This window comes from Micromonospora sp. CA-246542 (assembly GCF_050942905.1).
Lineage (GTDB): Bacteria > Actinomycetota > Actinomycetes > Mycobacteriales > Micromonosporaceae > Micromonospora.
Window position 1 is genome coordinate 2,846,613 of the sequence record NZ_CP192040.1, and the last position, 16,143, is coordinate 2,862,755.

Here is a 16,143-nt window from a genome sequence, read left to right on the forward strand (position 1 = left end):
TCGGCGCCGACCCGCCGCTGATCAGTGCAGGCCGAGCTGGCTGATCTCGTACCCCTGGGGGTAGGTCCGAGCCCTGATGCCGTCGGCGAAGAGCGGCGTGGCCCGGGGCGCCCCGAACCACCGCTGCCACCGCGCGCGCGTCCGCAACGCGAGGCGCAGCCCGGCCCGGACCGGCCACGGCGGTGTCTCGACCAGAGTCGCGCGCCGCAGCGGCTCGTCGTACATGGCACTGACCAGCGCGTTCCCCAGTGGCGCGAGCGGGCGGGGGAGGCGGGCGAGCATCAGCATCCGGGTGGCCCGCTCGATGGCCGCCGCGTCGTCGTTGGGCAGCAGGTGGGCGGCGTCGTGGGCGTCGAACCAGGTCTCGAACTCCTCGAACGACCCGGGGATGTCGGTGATGCCCATCCGGCGGCCGAGCTCCCGGTAGAACAGGTAGGTGGCCTGCCGCTCGTGGCAGCAGGGCGGACGCCAGCCGTAGGTGCGCAGCCACCGGATCGGAATCACCACGAGGCAGCCCAGGACGTAGCGGAAGTCGTCGTTGCCGATGCCGTACGGGCGGTGGATCTGGTTGACCCGCCGGAGCGCGTCCCGGCCCCGGGGCTGGTCGAAGCCGTTGAGGACCATCTCGTACATCAGCAGGCCGGTGTCGTCGATGCGCTTCTGGGTGCGCTCGGTCAGCTCGCCGGTGGTGGTGTGTACGGCGGCGATGGCCGGCACCGAGAAGGACCTGTTGAACGCCAGGTTGAGGCCCAGCTTCAGGTCCCACGGGAACTCGTATCGCAGCATCGTCTGATAGATGTCCAGGTAGTCGCGCTGCGGGTCCAGCGTGCGGATCCGCTCCAGGTTGTCGTAGCGACCCCTCATCGGCGTGCGTCTCCTACCGTCGGGCGCGGGGTGGCGGCGTCGAGCGTCCGGGCCACCACGGGTGATCGGGCGTAGGCGTCGGTGACGAGCGTCAGCCACGCCACCTCGCCGGCGTAGCCACCGTCCGGCCGGTGCAGCTCGTCGGCGGGTTGCGGGGCCGCGGCCAGCTGGCCGGCCCGATGCCGCCGCAGCGCGCAGGCCAGGTGGGCGGCCTCGATCGCCGCCTGCCGGTCGGTGGCGCCGAGGCCGGACCGTTCGGCGAACCGCTCGGCCAGGGCGGTCACCCCGCTATCGGTGTACGGGCGCAGCGCCAGGCGGCCGTCGCGGATCTCGGCAACCCGGCGGGTGAGCGCGTAGTCGCTGTCGCGCAGGGCCGCGAACCGGCGGCGCAGGGTGGGGTCGAGTTCCAGCTCGGGAAGGGCCGCGACGAGGTCCCGCCAGAGCGGTTCGAGCCGCCGGTAGGAGTGGAAGTCCTCCCATCGTTGGCCGATCTTGAGGGTGGGACCCCACGCCGGCATGGTGAGGCCGATCGTGATGAGCAACGCGCCGATGGTCACCAGCACCGCCGCGATCTGCCGCTCGCCGGTCGGCCGGTAGCCGGCCCAGTAGGCGACGAGGTAGACGATCTTGTTGGTGCTGTAGAGCAGCGCGACGGCGGCGCCCACGGCCGTGATGCGCAGGCCGCGGCGCAGCCAGGGGCGTCCGCAGATCTTCGCGAAGCCCCAGCACAGCCGGGTGATGTCGAAGCAGTAGGCGAAGAATCCGAGAAGCAGGAAGATCAACAGGTAGGCGGTGACGACCGGGTCGGTCGCGTACTCGACGGTCAGGCGCACCGGCTCGTCGTACGTGAGGGTGACGGCGAACAGGCCGAACATGACGAGGAACGCGCACGCGGTGACCCAGACCCACCGGCGGGCGCGGACGGCGGCCGTCGCCGGGGGCAGCGCGAAGTGCAGCAGCATGATCTCGGCGTTCGCCGAGATGGTCAGGGCGCCGGCGTGCGCCATCACCTTGGCGAGGTTGGGCAGGCCCGACACCTCGTCGATCGCGCTCGCGACGGGCGGGATGGCGACCGTGATCCCGGCGGCGAACGCACCGAGGCCCGCGCAGATCGCGCGGCGGGCCCGGCTCGGATGCCGGCGCTGCAACCGCACCATGTACACGAACGCGACCCAGCCGGATGCCGCGCACACGGTGTAGAGGACGGTGTCCATTCCCGCGCTACCAGTGGGGGTGTTCGAGGGAGTGCCGCAGCCGGCCGTACAACTCGGCGTCCTTCCCGTCGACAGGTGCCTCGTCCGCCGCGCCGCGCCCGCTGCGGACCCGCCGCAGCAGCAGCGAGCCGATCATCTCGGCCTCGCGCTCCTCGGCCGCGGCGTAGCTGCTGCGGCCGAGACTGCGCCGCACGAGTTGCGGGTCGAGGTCGGGCAGCAGCAGCCGGGACGCGTCCGCGTCCAACACCTCGGTCGCCTGGTGCCCGGCGAGCAGGTGACCCAGCTCGTGGCCGATGATCAGCAGTTGGTGCAGCGGCGAGGTGTCCTGCTCGTAGAAGATCGCGTCGAAGTCGTTCGTCGGCACGCACATCCCGCACACCGTCTGCGCCGGCAGCGCGATCGGCACCAGGTGGATGGGCCGGCCGCGCCGCTCACCGAGGATGTCGCACAGCCTCCGGACGTCGAAGGGGTCCGGCATCTCCAGCTCGTCGACGATGCGTTCGCAGCGTCGGCGTAGACGATGCAACCTCACGTCGGTGTTCCCCCACTCGTCGGTGTGCTCCCACCGCAGGATCTGCACGGCCACCCGCTACCGACGATCGTCGGACGCGGTCGTGCCGGTGCCCTCTGCCACGGCCCGTAGCCGGGCCACCATCTGTTCGATGAGCCGCGTGTCGGTCGCGGAGAGGCCGTTGTCGGCGAGCACCTGCCGCAGCGCCACCCGCTTGACGTCCATCCGCCGAAGTTCGCTGAGCAACGTGATCTGGTCCTGGATACGTCGTGCCGCCGCGTCGTCGACAAAGTAGCCCGAGTTGACGCCGAAGGCGGCGGCCAGGGCGCGTACGTGCGAGGTGCGGGGATCGCTCGCCACGCCACGACGCAGCTCGCCGATGTAGGCGGCGCTGATCGTCACGCCCGTCTCGGCCGCCGCTTCGTTGATCTTGTCGGCGATCTCCCGATTGGTGTACCTGCGACCGGGCTCGTCGGCGTCGCCGAGCTCGTCAGGCGTGGGACGGATCTTGTCGAACAGGTACTCCAGCCGTGCTGCCAACGTGTCGAGGGGCGGCAACTCCCGCTCCGCGCGCCGACCGTCCACCATGCTCTTCACCCTCCGGCGACCTGAACGACAGTGTCGCAGATGTGCCCCGCCGCGAAACAGGCGTTGACACGCGCACGGAACGTGAGCGTAAGCTCGCTCCTGTTCGGAGCAACACCCGTTGAGCGTGAACCCGTTGTGCTCAACGCTTGTTGCGCGACGGGTCCGATCGGGCCGGTCCGGGCCGAACCTGGGGGGGTAAGCGGGGAGGAATCCGCTCCGCGAGGAGCACAACGGGGGATTCCTCCCACGGCCCACCCGGGTCGTGCGGTCCTTGTCGTCGGCCCGGCACCACCTACCTCAGTACGGGTAGCCCGGAACGTTGAGCCGGACGCTGTAGAGGCCGGAGTCGTTCCGTGGACCCGAGGTGATGAACAGGGTCTGCCGGTCGGAGCCGCCGAAGGCGACGTTGGTCGTGCCGGTGAAGCCGGACCGGATCGTGCCCAACTGGACGCCCGTGGGGGAGTAGACGTGGACGAGGGAGTCCCCGCCCGAGGTCCAGTACACGTTGCCGGCGCAGTCGATCGTGCCGCCGTCCGGGCCTCCGATGTAGTTCACGAAGACGCTCCGCGCGCCGGTGCTGCCATCGGGCTGGACGGCGTACTTGTAGATCTTGTTCTCGGAGTAGGCGCCCACGTAGAGCGTGCTCCCGTCCGGTGAGAGCGAGATGCCGTTGGGCTGACGCAACTGGTCGTCCACCAGCGACACCTGCCCGTTGACGACGCGGAAGACGCTGGTGCGCCCGTTCATCTGGTCCGGGCGGTTGCCGCGCTGGAAGTTGGGGTCGGTGAAGTAGGTGACACCGTCCGAGCGGACCGCGACGTCGTTCGGTGAGTTGAAGGCCCGACCCTGGTAGTTCGCCGCGACGGTGCTGCGGGCCCGGTCACTCAGCCGGTACGCGGACACGTTGCGCTGGTCGTGGGTGGCCGCCACGAGCTGCTGGCCGTCGGCGCTGAGCGCGATGCCGTTGCTACCGGCGTTGGAGATGAACGTGTCGAACGTCGACGGCGGCGTGAACCTGCGGATCGTGGACGGCTGCACGTTGTACGGCCCGGTGCCGGCCGCCATGTCGGAGAAGAGCAGGTAGCCGCCGTCGGCGACCCAGACGGGCCCTTCGAGGAACGAGAACCCGCCCTGGATACGGGGCGCCGTCACGGAGCTGGCCGGCAGTGGCGAGCCGTAGCTGGCCCCCGTCGGGCAGGCGCCGGGCGGCGTGCCGGGCGGGCCGGCGAGCCGGGCGTACGCGCCGGCCTGGGCGGTCGCCGCCGGTCGGGCGGCGGCGGGAACGGGTGCCGCGCTGACCGCGAGGCAGAGCCCGGCCAGGATGGCGATGGTGGGACGCCGGTTCATCGGTGCTCCAATCGGCGTCGACGGGTCGCGCGGACCGGCCGACGGTGTCGGGGGCGCGTGCGGGCGCGGTGCGGCCCGCCCGCCTGGGCTATTCCAGGTGGAAGGTGGCGGAGCTTCGCTCGGCGCTCGTGCCGACCGCCTCCAGGTAGAGCAGACCGTCGCGGTGGCGCACGTAGCGGCCCGGGTAGTTCTGTGACTCCAGCGAGAGTCCGGCGCTGTCGGCCAGGCCGGCCCGGCGCTGGAAACTCGCGTCGCTGGCGAAGATCGACGACCCGTCGTACGGCGCGATGGACAGGGCGAATCCGTAGTGGCGCAGGTAGTAGCCCGGGAAGTTGGTCGACTCCAACGACACGCTCCCGCCGCCGGCCAGGCCGTTCACGATGCGGAACTGGGAGTCGGCCAGGTTGGTCACGTTCGGCTCGACCCGTGCCCGGTAGTCGTAGTGCCGGACGTAGCTGGTCGCCAGGTCGTGTGACCGCAGCCGGACCGGGGTTGCCCCGTCGGGGACGGGGATGCCGAAGTTGGGGGTGCCGTCGGCGTTCCAGTACAGCTTCTGGATGCGGGTCCGCCGGTTCGGATCGTTGAGGGGATCGCCGCTGATGTCGCGGTAGTTCCGGTCGTGGTAGACCAGGATGTCGCTCTGCCCGTCCTCGGAGACGGTGAACGAGTTGTGGCCGGGGCCGTACTGGCCGGTGGCCGCGCTGGTGGCGAAGACCGGGTTGGGGCTCTTGCTCCAGGAGGCCGCGTCGAGCAGGTTCGCGGTGGTGGAGGCGCTGAGCATCCCGAGGCAGTAGTTGGCATCGGTGGCGCTGGCCGAGTAGGTCAGGAAGAGGCGGCCGTTGCGCTGGATGACCGCCGGTCCCTCGGCGACCCGGTACCCGCGGGTCTCCCAGGCGTACGTCGGCACGACGAGCCGGGTCACGGTGCCCGTGATCTGCCACGGGTTGGCGCCCATCCGGGCGAGGTAGACGTTCGAGTTGGTGGAGATGCCCGGCTCCTGCTGCGCCCAGGTCAGGTAGCGCACCCCGTTGGCCACGAAGGTCGAGGCGTCCAGGCTGAAGGTGTCCCAGGGCGTCGTGATGCGGCCGCGTTCGGTCCACCCTCCGCTGGGCGGGTTCGCGTTGGCGGTCTCCAGCACGTACATCCGGATGCGCCACACGTCGTCGGTCCGGCCGGCGGCGAAGTAGACGTACCAGCGGTTGTTGATGAAGTGGATCTCCGGGGCCCAGATGTGCGCGCCCATCTCGCCGCTGGTGTGCCGGCTCCAGATCGTGGTCTCCGCCGCCGTCGCCAGCCCCTGCAGCGTGGTCGCGCGGCGCAGGACGATCCGGTCGTACTGCGGCACGGTCGCGGTCAGGTAGTAGTAGCCGTCGGTGTGCCGGAAGATGTGCGGGTCGGCCCGCTGGTTGACCAGCGGGTTGGTGTAGTTCACGGCGGGCGCGGCCTGCGCGGGCCGCGCCACGGGCAGCCCGGCCGACACGGCGAGCACCACCAGCATCGCGGCCAGGACCGACCGTCGGTGACGGCGGGGGACGCCCGGACCGGAGGTCCTCCGGTCGAGTGGCAGCGGCATCTGTCCTCCGTGAGCTGTGGGTGCCGCGCTGGTCGACGCGGCCCCGGCGGCCTACCTGCGGCACGTCGAGGGCGCGAACGCCCGTGGGCAGGAACGTGTGACGGGAGTGTTGCGCCCAGGTAACGGCCTCAGTGTTGGCGCTAACATCGAAGAGTGTCAAGGTCTTCCGGTAGTTCCCGGGACACCGCGCAGCACCGACCACCACCCGCGACAGCGGGTGACGCGGTCGGTGGGAACGGAGGTTTCACCATTGCCTGGCGGGTACTCAGGCGCACCGGCACGGCCGGGGCGGGAACAGTGTCACCGAGTGAGGGAGCGCCTGTCATGCCCGATGCGGAGCCCACCGTCGTCCTGGTGCACGGCGCGTTCGCCGAGTCGTCGAGCTGGAACGGCGTGATCGAGCGGCTGGGTGCCGCGTACAACGTCGTGGCCGCCGCCAACCCGCTGCGTGCCGTGGCGGGCGACGCCGCGTACGTGCGGGACGTGGTCCGGGGGATCGGCGGGCCGGTCGTGCTCGTCGGCCACTCGTACGGCGGCATGGTGATCACGCAGGCCGCCGCGGGCGACACGTCCGTGCGAGCCCTCGTGTACGTCAACGCGTTCGCTCCGGACACCGGCGAGTCGGCGTTGTCGCTGTCGGGAAAGTTCCCCGGCAGCACGCTCGCCGACACGCTGGTGCAGTACCCGGTGTCGACCGGCGGCAACGAGGTGGCGATCGGCCAGGACGCGTACCACGCCCAGTTCTGCGCCGACGCGACGGACGACCTCGCCGCGCTGATGGCCCGCACCCAACGGCCGATCACCGAGCAGGCCCTGAGTGACGGGCTCACCGGCGAACCCGCCTGGCGATCCCTGCCGAGCTGGTTCGTGTTCGGCGACGCCGACATGAACATCCCGGTCGCCGTACACCGGTTCATGGCCGAGCGGGCCGCCCCGCGCGGCCAACGCGAGCTGGCGGGCGGTTCGCACGCGATGGCGGCGGCCCCGCAGGCCGCGAGCGAGATCGCCGAGACGATCATCGAGGCGGTCCGGGCCACCTGACCGCGTACGCCGACGGCTCGACGCGAGAGTCGGAACACGCCCGCGTAGCCTTGCGGTCGTGCGGAACTGGGCGCTGCGGCCGGCGCTGATGGCGGACGTCGAGGCGGTGGCCGAGTTGCGGTCCGTGGTGCTGCGGCCGGATCTGGAACGGCTCGGGCGGTACGACGCGCAGCGGGTCCGGCAACGACTGCGGGACGGTTTCTCACCGGCGCACACCTGGCTGATCGAGGTGGGCGGCGCGTTCGCCGGATGCGTGTCCCTGCGACCGGGCGAGGACGCCCATTGGCTGGAGCACTTCTACCTGACGCCACACGTGCAGGGCGGCGGCATCGGCGCGGCCGTGCTGCGCTGGCTCCTCGACCGATGCGACCGCGACGGCATCCGCGTCCGGTTGAACGTGCTGCGTGGCAGCCCGGCCCGGCGGCTGTACGAGCGACACGGGTTCACCCTCGAGACCGAGGACCCGATCGACGTGTTCATGGTGCGCGAGCCGACCCGGGCCGGGCCGGCCGACTGATCACGCGCGACCGGTCGTCTCGCGGTACGCCGCGGCTATCCCGGCCAGGCCGCGTCCCAGTTCCGGGCCGCGTACCCCGGCGTAGCCGAGCACCAGCGCCGGTGGGCGGTCGTCCGGCCGGAGGGCGTAGAAGCGGCCACCGCGGACCAGCACCGAGCGACGCCGGGCCGCGTGCACCACGGCCTCCTCCGCACACCGGGCCGGCAGTAGCAGGTACGCCTGGAGTCCGCCGTTCGCGCCGAGGAGGGTGACGTCGGGCAGGTGCCCGGCGACGAAGTCGCGGACCGCCTGCCGGCGCTTCTGCACGTCCGCGCCGAGTCGGCGCAGGTGCCGGTCGAAGGCGCCGGTGTCGATCAGCCGGGCGAAGGCGAGCTGTTCCAGGCCGGAGCAGCCGATGTCCCAGCTGGCCCGGATCCGCTCGACCGGCGCGGTCAGGTCGGCGGGGATGGCCAGCCAGCCGAGGCGCAGCGCCGGCGTGAGGACCTTGCTGGCGCTGCCGGCGTAGACCACCCGGTCGGGCGCGAGGCTCTGCACCGCCGGCAACCGGTGTGCCGGGGCGACGAGGGCGGCGTCGAAGTCGTCCTCGATGACGTAGCCGTCGACCTCCTTCGCCCAGGCCACGAGCTGTGCCCGGCGTCGTGCGGTGAGCGTGACCCCGGTCGGGAACTGGCTGGCCGGGGTGACCAGCACGGCCCGGACGCCGCTCGCGGCCAGCGCGTCCACCCGGATGCCGTCGGAGTCCACGGGGATGCCCACCGGACGCAGGCCGGCCTCGGCGACGAACTCCCACTCGCCCGGGTGCCCCGGATCCTCCACCCCGAGCGTGTCGTGGCCACGGTCGCGCAGCACGCGGCAGAGCAGCGCGAGCCCCTGCGCGAAGCCGGACGTGACCATGAGGCGCTCCGGCCGGGTCCGTACCCCACGCACCCGGCCCAGGTAGCCGGCGAGGGTGTGCCGCACGACCGGCAGCCCGGACGGCGGGGCGTACCCCAGCTCGCGACGGCCGGCCGAGGTGACCACCGCGCTGACCGCCCGGATCCAGTCCTGGCGGGGGAACGTCGAGTCGTGCGGGCTACCGGTACGCAGGTCGCAGACCGCCGGGGCGGGCGTGTGATCGTCCGGGGTGAGCGCCGAGGCGACGTCGGCGCGTGCCGCCGCCGCCACGGAGGTGCCCGAGCCGTGCTGGGAGACGAGGTACCCCTCGGCGCAGAGTTGCTCGTACGCCTCGACGACCACACTGCGGGACACGCCGAGGTCGGCGGCGAGCTGCCGGCTCGACGGCACCCGGGTGCCGGGGCGCAGCGCGCCCTCCTCGATCTGCGTACGGAATGCGTTACGGAGCTGCACTGCGAGCGTTCCACGCGATTGCCCATCTATTGACAGGCTTAGATTAAGGGTCAAGTGGTCCGCTCCGAGATCGTCGAAGTGGTATGGACAGCGTGAGCCGTGCCTGTGGAAAGTGTTGGTCGGGTGCGCAACCGCCCGGTGGCCGGCGAATCAGGGCGTATGTTCCGAGCGTGTCCAATGCGGACGCTCCGCCGCCGGCACCGGGGTGGTCGTGCGAAGTCCTTTCGCCTGGGGGGAAGGGTCCGACCTGCCGCGTCGTCGGCGGGACCAGCGCCAACGGTGGTGCGGAATCGGGCTGTTCAGAGGGGGTTCCGCAAGTGTCTCTATTGTCAACCGAGCGCACCGCGTGGTCGAACCGAGCACATTCGTCGACCGATACACGTACCGCATTGATGGACTCTATTCAGGTGGAAGTGACATCTGTCACACTGCCGTCGATCGATCCGTTGTCGCTCTACACGGCACTCGCCGACAGTCTTTCCCACGACGACCTGTATCTGTTCGAAAGCCTGGACGGTCCTGTTCGGGACCGATATGCCGCAGCCGTCGGCTGGGGTCTTCTCGCCGAGGTGCGACTCATCGCCGACCGCCTCGAGCTGACCGCCGACGGTCGGCTGGGTGACGCCCTGGCCGCCGTGTTCACCGCCGTCCTGGGCGAACCGGGCCGGCGGGCCACCACGGCGCGGGTCTGGCCGGTCGCCGGACCGACCGAGGTGTGGGCCGCCGTCCGGGCGGCACAGCGCGCGTTCGCCGTGCGCACGACCGTCCCCACCGACACCTTCGCCTTCGGGTTCCTCACCACCCTGGCGTACGAGGCCGCGCGGGACATGGACGAACTCGGGACCGAGCGGGTGGTCGACGACGTTCCCCGCTGCACGCTCGCGCTGTTCCGGCACACCGTCTGGTGGGATCTACGCGCCGGCACGGTCCGCCGGCTCGACGCCAACGGCCCGCACCTGCCCCCGGACGACACCGCCCGTCTGCCCGAGCTGCCCGTGCTACCGACCGCCCCGCACCCGCACGTGCCGGACGCCCCGCCGCCGCGTCTGATCCGGGACACCGTCGACGAGGAGACGTTCGCCGCCCGGGTGAAGCAGTGCCTGCGGCACATCGAGGTCGGGAACAGCTACCAGATCCAGATCGGCCACCGGATCGACGTGGAGACGACGCTGACACCGCTGGAGGTCTACCGGCGGCTGCGTCACCGCAACCCGTCGCCATACATGTACCTCACCCCGTGGGCCGGCCGGACCGTCATCGGGGCGAGCCCGGAGCTGTTCCTGCGCATCGAGGACGGCCGGCTCTCGATGCGTCCGATCGCCGGAACGGCCCCCCGCGCCGCCGACCCCGAGACCGACCGACGGCGGGTGGTCGAGCTGACCACGAGCGAGAAGGAACGGGCCGAGCACGTCATGCTCGTCGACCTGTGCCGCAACGACATCGGCCGGGTGTGCGTGCCGGGGACGCTCAGCGTCGACAGCATGTTCGACGTCGAGCCGTTCGCGTACGTGCACCACCTGGTCTCGACCGTCTCGGGCCAGCTCGCCGACGACGCCGACGTGTGGGCGGCGATCTGCGCGACCTTCCCGGCCGGCACCATGACCGGCGCCCCGAAGCTGCGGGCCATGGAGATCATCGACGGTCTGGAGGACGAGCCCCGGGGCGTCTACGCCGGCGCGGTTGGGCTGGTCGACGTCCGTGGCTACGCGGTGCTCGCCCTCTGCATCCGGACCGCCGTGCACGACGGCCGGCACTACCGGACCCAGGCCTCGGCCGGGGTCGTGGCCGACTCCACCCCGGGCGACGAGTGGCGCGAGACGTTGGCCAAGATGAACGCCACCTACTGGGCCCTGACCGGTAGGGAGCTGCTGCCGTGAAGGTCCTGCTCGTCGACGCGTACGACAGCTTCACCCACATCATCGACCAGTACCTGCGGACCCTCGGCGCACGGACCGTGGTGGTCCGCTCCCGGGCGGCGACCACCGACCAACTCGTGGCCCTGCGGCCCGACGCGGTGGTGCTCGGCCCCGGGCCCGGCCACCCCGCCGAGTCCGGGCACGTGGAGCTGGTGCACGCCTTCGCCGGTCGGGTCCCGCTGCTCGGGGTGTGCCTCGGCCACCAGGCGATCGGCCTCGCCTACGGCGGGACGGTCGCGGTCGCCCGGCACCTGATGCACGGCAAGACCAGCGTGGTCACCCACGACGGCCGGGGCGTCTTCGAGGGCACGCCCGCGCCGCTCACCGTCACCCGCTACCACTCGCTGATCGTCGCGGACCCGGTGCCCCCGGCCCTGCGGGTGACCGCCCGGTCGTCCGACGACGGCTACGTGATGGGGGTACGACACCAGACGCTCGCGGTGCAGGGGGTGCAGTTCCACCCGGAGAGCGTGCTCACCGAGGCCGGCCTGCGGTTGTTCGACAACTTCCTGCGCCACGCGTCGACGACCGCGCAACGGCCACCCGGATTGGCCTCACCGGATCACCCCGGATTGGCCACAAGCGGTGGTCGTCCCGCTGGGTACGGTCGGGCGGACAATCGGCCCCGACTCTCACGAGGATCACGATGACCCAGCTCAGCGACGGTGCGGCCACTCTCACCGTCCGCATCGACGACCGGGTGTTGACCGCGGTGCCGGACTACGTGCTCGGCGTGCTCGCCGTAGCGCTGGTCGAGGTCGTACCGGCGCCTCCCGCCGTGTCGGCGTTGCTGACCGCCGCCGAGGACGCGCTGCACGGCGCCGGCCTGGACAAGGCCGGCGTGGCCGACCTGCCGGGCATCGCGGCCTGGCGCGAGGCGTACCGGGCGGTGGGGGTGAACCCGAACCGGTTCCCCTGCGCCGCCGAATCGATCACCCGCCGGGTGGCCAAGGGTGACCGGCTGCCCCGGATCAACGCCCTGGTCGACCTCTGCAACGCCGTCTCGCTCGGCGCGGCGCTGCCGGTGGCGTCGTGCGCCGTCGACGGCCTCACCGACCTCGTGGTGCGGCCGGCCGACGGCACCGAGACGTACCTGCCGCTGGGCGTTCCCGACGCGCCCGAGCATCCCGAGCCCGGTGAGGTCGTCTACGCCGACGCCGACGGGCGGGCCCACTCGCGGCGCTGGAACTGGCGGCAGGGCCACCTGGTCCGCACCGACCTGGGCCCGCACGCGTTGCTGCTCACCGTCGAGTCGGCCCACCCCGGCGGACGGGCGGAGGTGGTGGACGCGCTGGCCCGCCTCGGCGGCGTCCTCGCCGAGATGTCCGCCGGCCCACGGCAGGAGGCGGTGCTCGACCGCGACGCGACAAGCGCCGTCCTGCGTACCGCGGGCCCGCTGAGCCCGGCGGGCAGCAACGGTCGGAGCCGTCGATGAACGACGCGATCCTGGTGATCTACCGCCCGGCGGCCGGTCGGTACGCCGCCCAGTTCCGCGCCGTGGTCGCCGCCGCCGCCGAGCGGGGCGTGGCGACCGTCGCGCTGCTGCCGAGCGGGCAGCCGTCCGCCGACACCGCCGGTCTGCCCTGCTACCACGCCGACCTCGACGACCGCGAGGCCGTCCGTTCGGTCGTCGCGACGATCGTCGCCGAGCACCCGGTGCGGCGCGTCTTCCCGCTCTTCGAGGGCGACGTGCTGACCGCCGCGCACTGCCGACGGGACCACGGCATCGACGGGCTCGACCCGGAGGGGGCGCTGACCTTCCGCGACAAGAACGTCATGCACCGCCGCGCCACCGAGCTGGGTGTGCCGGTGGCTCGCTCGTGCCGCCCCGAGACGGTCGGGGCGGTCGCCGAGTTCGCCGCCGAGGTGGGCTGGCCGGTGGTCGTCAAGCCGTACGCCGGCTGGGCCTGCGGCGACACGCACCGGGTGGACTCCGTCGAGGACCTGGCCCGGGTGTGGCCGCTGATCGCCGACGACCGGCACGACTACCGGGTGGAGGAGTACGTCCGGGGCGCCGAGTACCACGTCGACTCGCTGCTGCGCGACGGCGAGGTGGTCTTCGAGCAACTCTCCCGCTACACGTACTCCGTTCTGGAGTTCCGCGACGAGCCCGGCGGCACGGTCTCCCGCAAACACGACCTGACCGACGCCGAGCGGCGGATCCTGGCCGCCAGCGCCACCGTGCTGCGTGGCTTCGGGATGCGGACCGGCGTGGCGCACGTCGAGTTCTTCCTCCGCGACGACGGCGAGGTGGTCTTCGGCGAGGCGGCGGCCCGGGCCGGTGGCGGCTCGATCGTCCCCGCCATCGAGGCCGGGCGGGGGATCAACCTGGCCGGGGAGTGGTGCCGCCTCGAACTGGACCCGGAGCACGTGCCGACGACCACGCTCGGGCCGGAGATCGGCACCGAGTACCTGTGCTCCGACCGGTACGGGCGGATCACCTCGATCACCTCGGCAGAACAGCTGCGGGCGCTCGACGCGGTACGCGACGCGGACGTGTGGAAGCGCGTCGGTGACGTGCTCGCCGCGCCGACCGCCTCGAACGACGTGCTCGGCTGGTACGTCTGCGAGGGGCGGGACTTCGACTCCGTCTGCGCCCGATTCAAGGTCATCCGCGACTCGTTCGAGGTGCGCACCGAACCGGTGGGGGAGTCGTCATGTGGCTGAGCCGGTTCCGGGCCCTGCCCCGCCCGCTGCGGATGCTGGTGTACGCGTCCTTCATCAACCGGGCCGGCATGTTCGTCTTTCCCCTGCTCGCGGTCTACCTGGTGCAGAGCCGGCACCTCAGCACCGGCGAGGCGGGCGTGCTGATCTCCGTGGGCAGCACCGGCCTGCTCGCCGGCAGCCTGCTCAGCGGGCCGGTCTGCGTCCGCGCCGGCCGCCGCGCCGCGCTGGTGGCGAGCCTGCTGCTCAACGCGGCCGGCTATCTGGGACTGGCCCTGGTCGACGGTCCCACCTGGACGTACGCGGTGCTGCTCTTCGTCGCGCTGGTCGGCATGGGCATGTTCTCCCCGGCGGCCAACACGCTGATCGCCGACCTGACCGAGCCGGGCGAGCGGCCCTTCGCGTACACCGTCAGCTATCTGGCCAACAACCTCGGCATGGGGGTCGGCCCGCTGCTCGGGGGGTTCGCGGCGGCCCTGTCGTACGAGCTGATGTTCGCCGGGAACATCCTGCTCGGTCTGCTCGCGGCGGCCACCATCTGGCTGTTCGTACCCGCCGAGACCCGCCGTGCCCCGACGACCGCGCCGGTCGTCACCACCCGCTGGGCCGGGCTGCGGCGGGATGTCGACGTGGCGCTGCTGGTGCTGGTCTCCTTCTGTTACGTCGCGCCGCTGATCGGCCTGGAATACACGCTGCCCCTCGCGGTCACCACCGTGCTGCACTCGTCGGTGGCGGTGGTCGGCGCGGTCTACACCATCAACAGCGTCGTCGTGGTCAGCGCCAGCCTGCTGATCGAGAAGCGGATCAAGGCGTACTCGACCCGGGTCCTGCTGATCGTGGCCGGCCTGCTCTGGTCGGCCGGCATGGCCGTCCTGGTGTTCGCCTTCTCACTGCCCGCCGTGCTGCTCTCCACGGTGGTCTGGACCCTCGGGGAGATCATCGCCTCGGTGGTGGTGCCCACCTACATCGCCGACCACGTCGAGGAACGGCGGGTCTCCAGCTTCATGGCCCTGAACGCTTTCGTGCTCAGCTCCGCCCGGTTGGTCGTGCCGATGGGTCTCGGCTTCGTCTGGCAGACCCAGGGGCACCGGCCCGTCCTCCTGATTCTCCTGCTGACCCCGGTGGTCGGTGTGGTCGCGTTCGCGGCGCTGCGAATCCGACCGGCCGTCCGGCCCGTGCCGGCGCCCGCCGAACCGGCCACCGCCAGTCCCTGAGACCCACCCACCCCTCATCGGAAGGCGCCATGACGACGTCGAAGTTCGTGCTGCCCGAGAGCGACATCCCGACGACCTGGTACAACGTGGTTCCCGACCTGCCCAAGGGGCTCCCCCCGATGCTGCACCCCGGCACCCGGGAACCCCTCACCCCGGCGGATCTCGAACCGCTCTTCGCGAGCGGCATGATCGAGCAGGAGTTCAGCACCGACCGGGACGTGGAGATCCCCGGGCCGGTGCTGGACATCTACCGCCAGTGGCGGCCCAGCCCGCTCGTCCGCGCCCACCGTCTGGAAAAGGCCCTCGACACGCCGGCCCGGATCTACTTCAAGTACGAGGGGGTCAGCCCGGCCGGCAGCCACAAGCCGAACACGGCCGTGCCGCAGGCGTACTACAGCAAGCTCGACGGCGTGCGGCGGCTGACCACGGAAACCGGCGCCGGCCAGTGGGGCAGCTCGCTCTCGATGGCCTGCACGTACTTCGGCCTCGACTGCGAGGTCTTCATGGTGCGGGTCAGCTACGACCAGAAGCCGTACCGGCGGGGGCTGATGGAGACGTTCGGCGCGTCGGTCACGGCGAGCCCGAGCGACCGTACCGAGGCGGGCCGGGCCGCGCTCGCCGCCGACCCGCACTCCACCGGGAGCCTCGGCCTGGCCATCTCCGAGGCGGTGGAGGCCGCGATGGTCAGCGGTGGCGCCGCCAAGTACGCCCTCGGCTCGGTGCTCAACCTGGTGTTGATGCACCAGACGATCATCGGCCAGGAGGCGCTGCTCCAACTCGCCATGGCCGACGACTACCCGGACGTCGTGGTCGGCGCGGCCGGCGGTGGCTCCAACTTCGCCGGGCTGGCCCTGCCGTTCCTGCGCCGCCAACTGGGCGGCGGCCCGGCCGTGCGGTTCATCGCGGTCGAGCCGTCCTCCTGCCCGTCGCTGACCCAGGGCACCTACGAATACGACTTCGGCGACACCGCCGGCCTCACCCCGCTGACCAAGATGCACACCCTGGGCCACGAGTTCCGCCCACCGGCGATCCACGCCGGTGGCCTGCGATACCACGGCATGGCGCCGATCATCAGCGCGCTGCGGGACATCGACCTCATCGAGGCGCGTGCCGTGCCGCAGAGCGCGTGCTTCGAGGCCGGTGTGCTGTTCGCCCGCAACGAGGGGATCGTGCCCGCGCCGGAGTCCACCCACGCCGTCCGGGTGGCGGTGGACGAGGCGCTGCGCTGCCGGGAGACGGGCGAGTCGAAGGCGATCGTCTTCTCCCTCTCGGGGCACGGCCACTTCGACATGCAGGCCTACATCGACTACTTCGCCGGAAAGCTGACGGACTGACCTCGCTGGGGCG

The 16,143-nt window shown here is 71.7% G+C and carries 15 protein-coding genes; 8 read left to right on the plus strand and 7 right to left on the minus strand.

What is annotated here, in order from left to right; translation table 11 throughout:
- Positions 1 to 21: 21 nt before the first annotated feature.
- From ACQP0N_RS13290 to ACQP0N_RS13315, 6 genes are all read right to left on the minus strand, one after another.
- Positions 22 to 864, minus strand: coding sequence for an oxygenase MpaB family protein (locus tag ACQP0N_RS13290; protein ID WP_433120363.1), 843 nt, complete (start codon positions 862 to 864; stop codon positions 22 to 24).
- Complete coding sequence (locus tag ACQP0N_RS13295) at positions 861 to 2,078, minus strand: MAB_1171c family putative transporter (RefSeq protein WP_433120365.1); 1,218 nt, start codon at positions 2,076 to 2,078, stop codon at positions 861 to 863. Before ACQP0N_RS13295 ends, ACQP0N_RS13290 begins: the two co-directional genes overlap by 4 nt.
- Positions 2,079 to 2,085: 7 nt before the next feature.
- Positions 2,086 to 2,664, minus strand: a complete 579-nt coding sequence (locus ACQP0N_RS13300; protein ID WP_433120367.1) for a hypothetical protein — start codon at positions 2,662 to 2,664, stop codon at positions 2,086 to 2,088.
- Between the two features lie 3 nt (positions 2,665 to 2,667).
- Complete coding sequence (locus tag ACQP0N_RS13305) at positions 2,668 to 3,177, minus strand: hypothetical protein (protein WP_433121611.1); 510 nt, start codon at positions 3,175 to 3,177, stop codon at positions 2,668 to 2,670.
- Between the two features lie 297 nt (positions 3,178 to 3,474).
- Positions 3,475 to 4,524 (minus strand): SMP-30/gluconolactonase/LRE family protein, encoded by a 1,050-nt coding sequence (locus ACQP0N_RS13310; RefSeq protein ID WP_433120369.1) that lies wholly within the window; start codon positions 4,522 to 4,524, stop codon positions 3,475 to 3,477.
- 88 nt (positions 4,525 to 4,612) lie between these two features.
- Complete coding sequence (locus ACQP0N_RS13315) at positions 4,613 to 6,097, minus strand: family 43 glycosylhydrolase (protein WP_433120371.1); 1,485 nt, start codon at positions 6,095 to 6,097, stop codon at positions 4,613 to 4,615.
- A gap of 324 nt (positions 6,098 to 6,421) precedes the next feature.
- On the opposite strand from ACQP0N_RS13315, the gene ACQP0N_RS13320 reads away from it, so the two are divergent.
- Together ACQP0N_RS13320 and ACQP0N_RS13325 are read left to right on the plus strand one after the other, a co-directional pair.
- The gene (locus ACQP0N_RS13320; RefSeq protein ID WP_433120373.1) at positions 6,422 to 7,138 is read left to right on the plus strand and encodes an alpha/beta fold hydrolase; all 717 of its coding nucleotides are present in this window, start codon (positions 6,422 to 6,424) and stop codon (positions 7,136 to 7,138) included.
- A 58-nt stretch (positions 7,139 to 7,196) separates the two neighbouring features.
- Positions 7,197 to 7,655 carry an N-acetyltransferase family protein gene (locus ACQP0N_RS13325; RefSeq protein ID WP_433120375.1) on the plus strand — a complete coding sequence of 153 codons (459 nt, stop codon included), beginning with the start codon at positions 7,197 to 7,199 and terminating at the stop codon, positions 7,653 to 7,655.
- Here ACQP0N_RS13325 and ACQP0N_RS13330 read toward each other — a convergent pair whose 3' ends face one another.
- Entirely contained in the window at positions 7,656 to 9,056 is a 1,401-nt protein-coding gene (locus ACQP0N_RS13330; RefSeq protein ID WP_433120377.1) for a PLP-dependent aminotransferase family protein, read from the minus strand.
- Between the two features lie 359 nt (positions 9,057 to 9,415).
- Here ACQP0N_RS13330 and ACQP0N_RS13335 point away from each other — a divergent pair, with 359 nt between their 5' ends.
- Genes ACQP0N_RS13335 through ACQP0N_RS13360 form a run of 6 tightly spaced genes read left to right on the plus strand, consistent with a single transcriptional unit; the run spans position 9,416 to position 16,130 of the window.
- Positions 9,416 to 10,879, plus strand: a complete 1,464-nt coding sequence (locus tag ACQP0N_RS13335; protein WP_433120379.1) for an anthranilate synthase component I family protein — start codon at positions 9,416 to 9,418, stop codon at positions 10,877 to 10,879.
- Positions 10,876 to 11,568: an anthranilate synthase component II gene (locus ACQP0N_RS13340; protein WP_433120381.1), complete on the plus strand. Its 693-nt coding sequence runs from the start codon at positions 10,876 to 10,878 to the stop codon at positions 11,566 to 11,568. The genes ACQP0N_RS13335 and ACQP0N_RS13340 overlap by 4 nt, the downstream gene beginning before the upstream one ends.
- Positions 11,565 to 12,353, plus strand: coding sequence for a B3/B4 domain-containing protein (locus tag ACQP0N_RS13345; protein ID WP_433120383.1), 789 nt, complete (start codon positions 11,565 to 11,567; stop codon positions 12,351 to 12,353). Before ACQP0N_RS13340 ends, ACQP0N_RS13345 begins: the two co-directional genes overlap by 4 nt.
- Positions 12,350 to 13,585 carry an ATP-grasp domain-containing protein gene (locus tag ACQP0N_RS13350; protein ID WP_433120385.1) on the plus strand — a complete coding sequence of 412 codons (1,236 nt, stop codon included), beginning with the start codon at positions 12,350 to 12,352 and terminating at the stop codon, positions 13,583 to 13,585. The genes ACQP0N_RS13345 and ACQP0N_RS13350 overlap by 4 nt, the downstream gene beginning before the upstream one ends.
- A complete protein-coding gene (locus ACQP0N_RS13355) occupies positions 13,576 to 14,796 on the plus strand; it encodes an MFS transporter (RefSeq protein ID WP_433120387.1) in 1,221 nt (406 codons plus the stop codon). The genes ACQP0N_RS13350 and ACQP0N_RS13355 overlap by 10 nt, the downstream gene beginning before the upstream one ends.
- 29 nt (positions 14,797 to 14,825) lie before the next feature.
- Entirely contained in the window at positions 14,826 to 16,130 is a 1,305-nt protein-coding gene (locus ACQP0N_RS13360; protein WP_433120389.1) for a TrpB-like pyridoxal phosphate-dependent enzyme, read from the plus strand.
- Positions 16,131 to 16,143 lie beyond the last annotated feature (13 nt).

Coding starts and splice junctions, on each gene's coding strand:
- ACQP0N_RS13290 (WP_433120363.1), bottom strand. CDS start 864: ATGAGGGGTCGCTACGACAACCTGGAGCGGATCCGCACGCTGGACCCG.
- ACQP0N_RS13295 (WP_433120365.1), bottom strand. CDS start 2,078: ATGGACACCGTCCTCTACACCGTGTGCGCGGCATCCGGCTGGGTCGCG.
- ACQP0N_RS13305 (WP_433121611.1), bottom strand. CDS start 3,177: ATGGTGGACGGTCGGCGCGCGGAGCGGGAGTTGCCGCCCCTCGACACG.
- ACQP0N_RS13310 (WP_433120369.1), bottom strand. CDS start 4,524: ATGAACCGGCGTCCCACCATCGCCATCCTGGCCGGGCTCTGCCTCGCG.
- ACQP0N_RS13315 (WP_433120371.1), bottom strand. CDS start 6,097: ATGCCGCTGCCACTCGACCGGAGGACCTCCGGTCCGGGCGTCCCCCGC.
- ACQP0N_RS13320 (WP_433120373.1), top strand. CDS start 6,422: ATGCCCGATGCGGAGCCCACCGTCGTCCTGGTGCACGGCGCGTTCGCC.
- ACQP0N_RS13345 (WP_433120383.1), top strand. CDS start 11,565: ATGACCCAGCTCAGCGACGGTGCGGCCACTCTCACCGTCCGCATCGAC.
- ACQP0N_RS13350 (WP_433120385.1), top strand. CDS start 12,350: ATGAACGACGCGATCCTGGTGATCTACCGCCCGGCGGCCGGTCGGTAC.
- ACQP0N_RS13355 (WP_433120387.1), top strand. CDS start 13,576: ATGTGGCTGAGCCGGTTCCGGGCCCTGCCCCGCCCGCTGCGGATGCTG.
- ACQP0N_RS13360 (WP_433120389.1), top strand. CDS start 14,826: ATGACGACGTCGAAGTTCGTGCTGCCCGAGAGCGACATCCCGACGACC.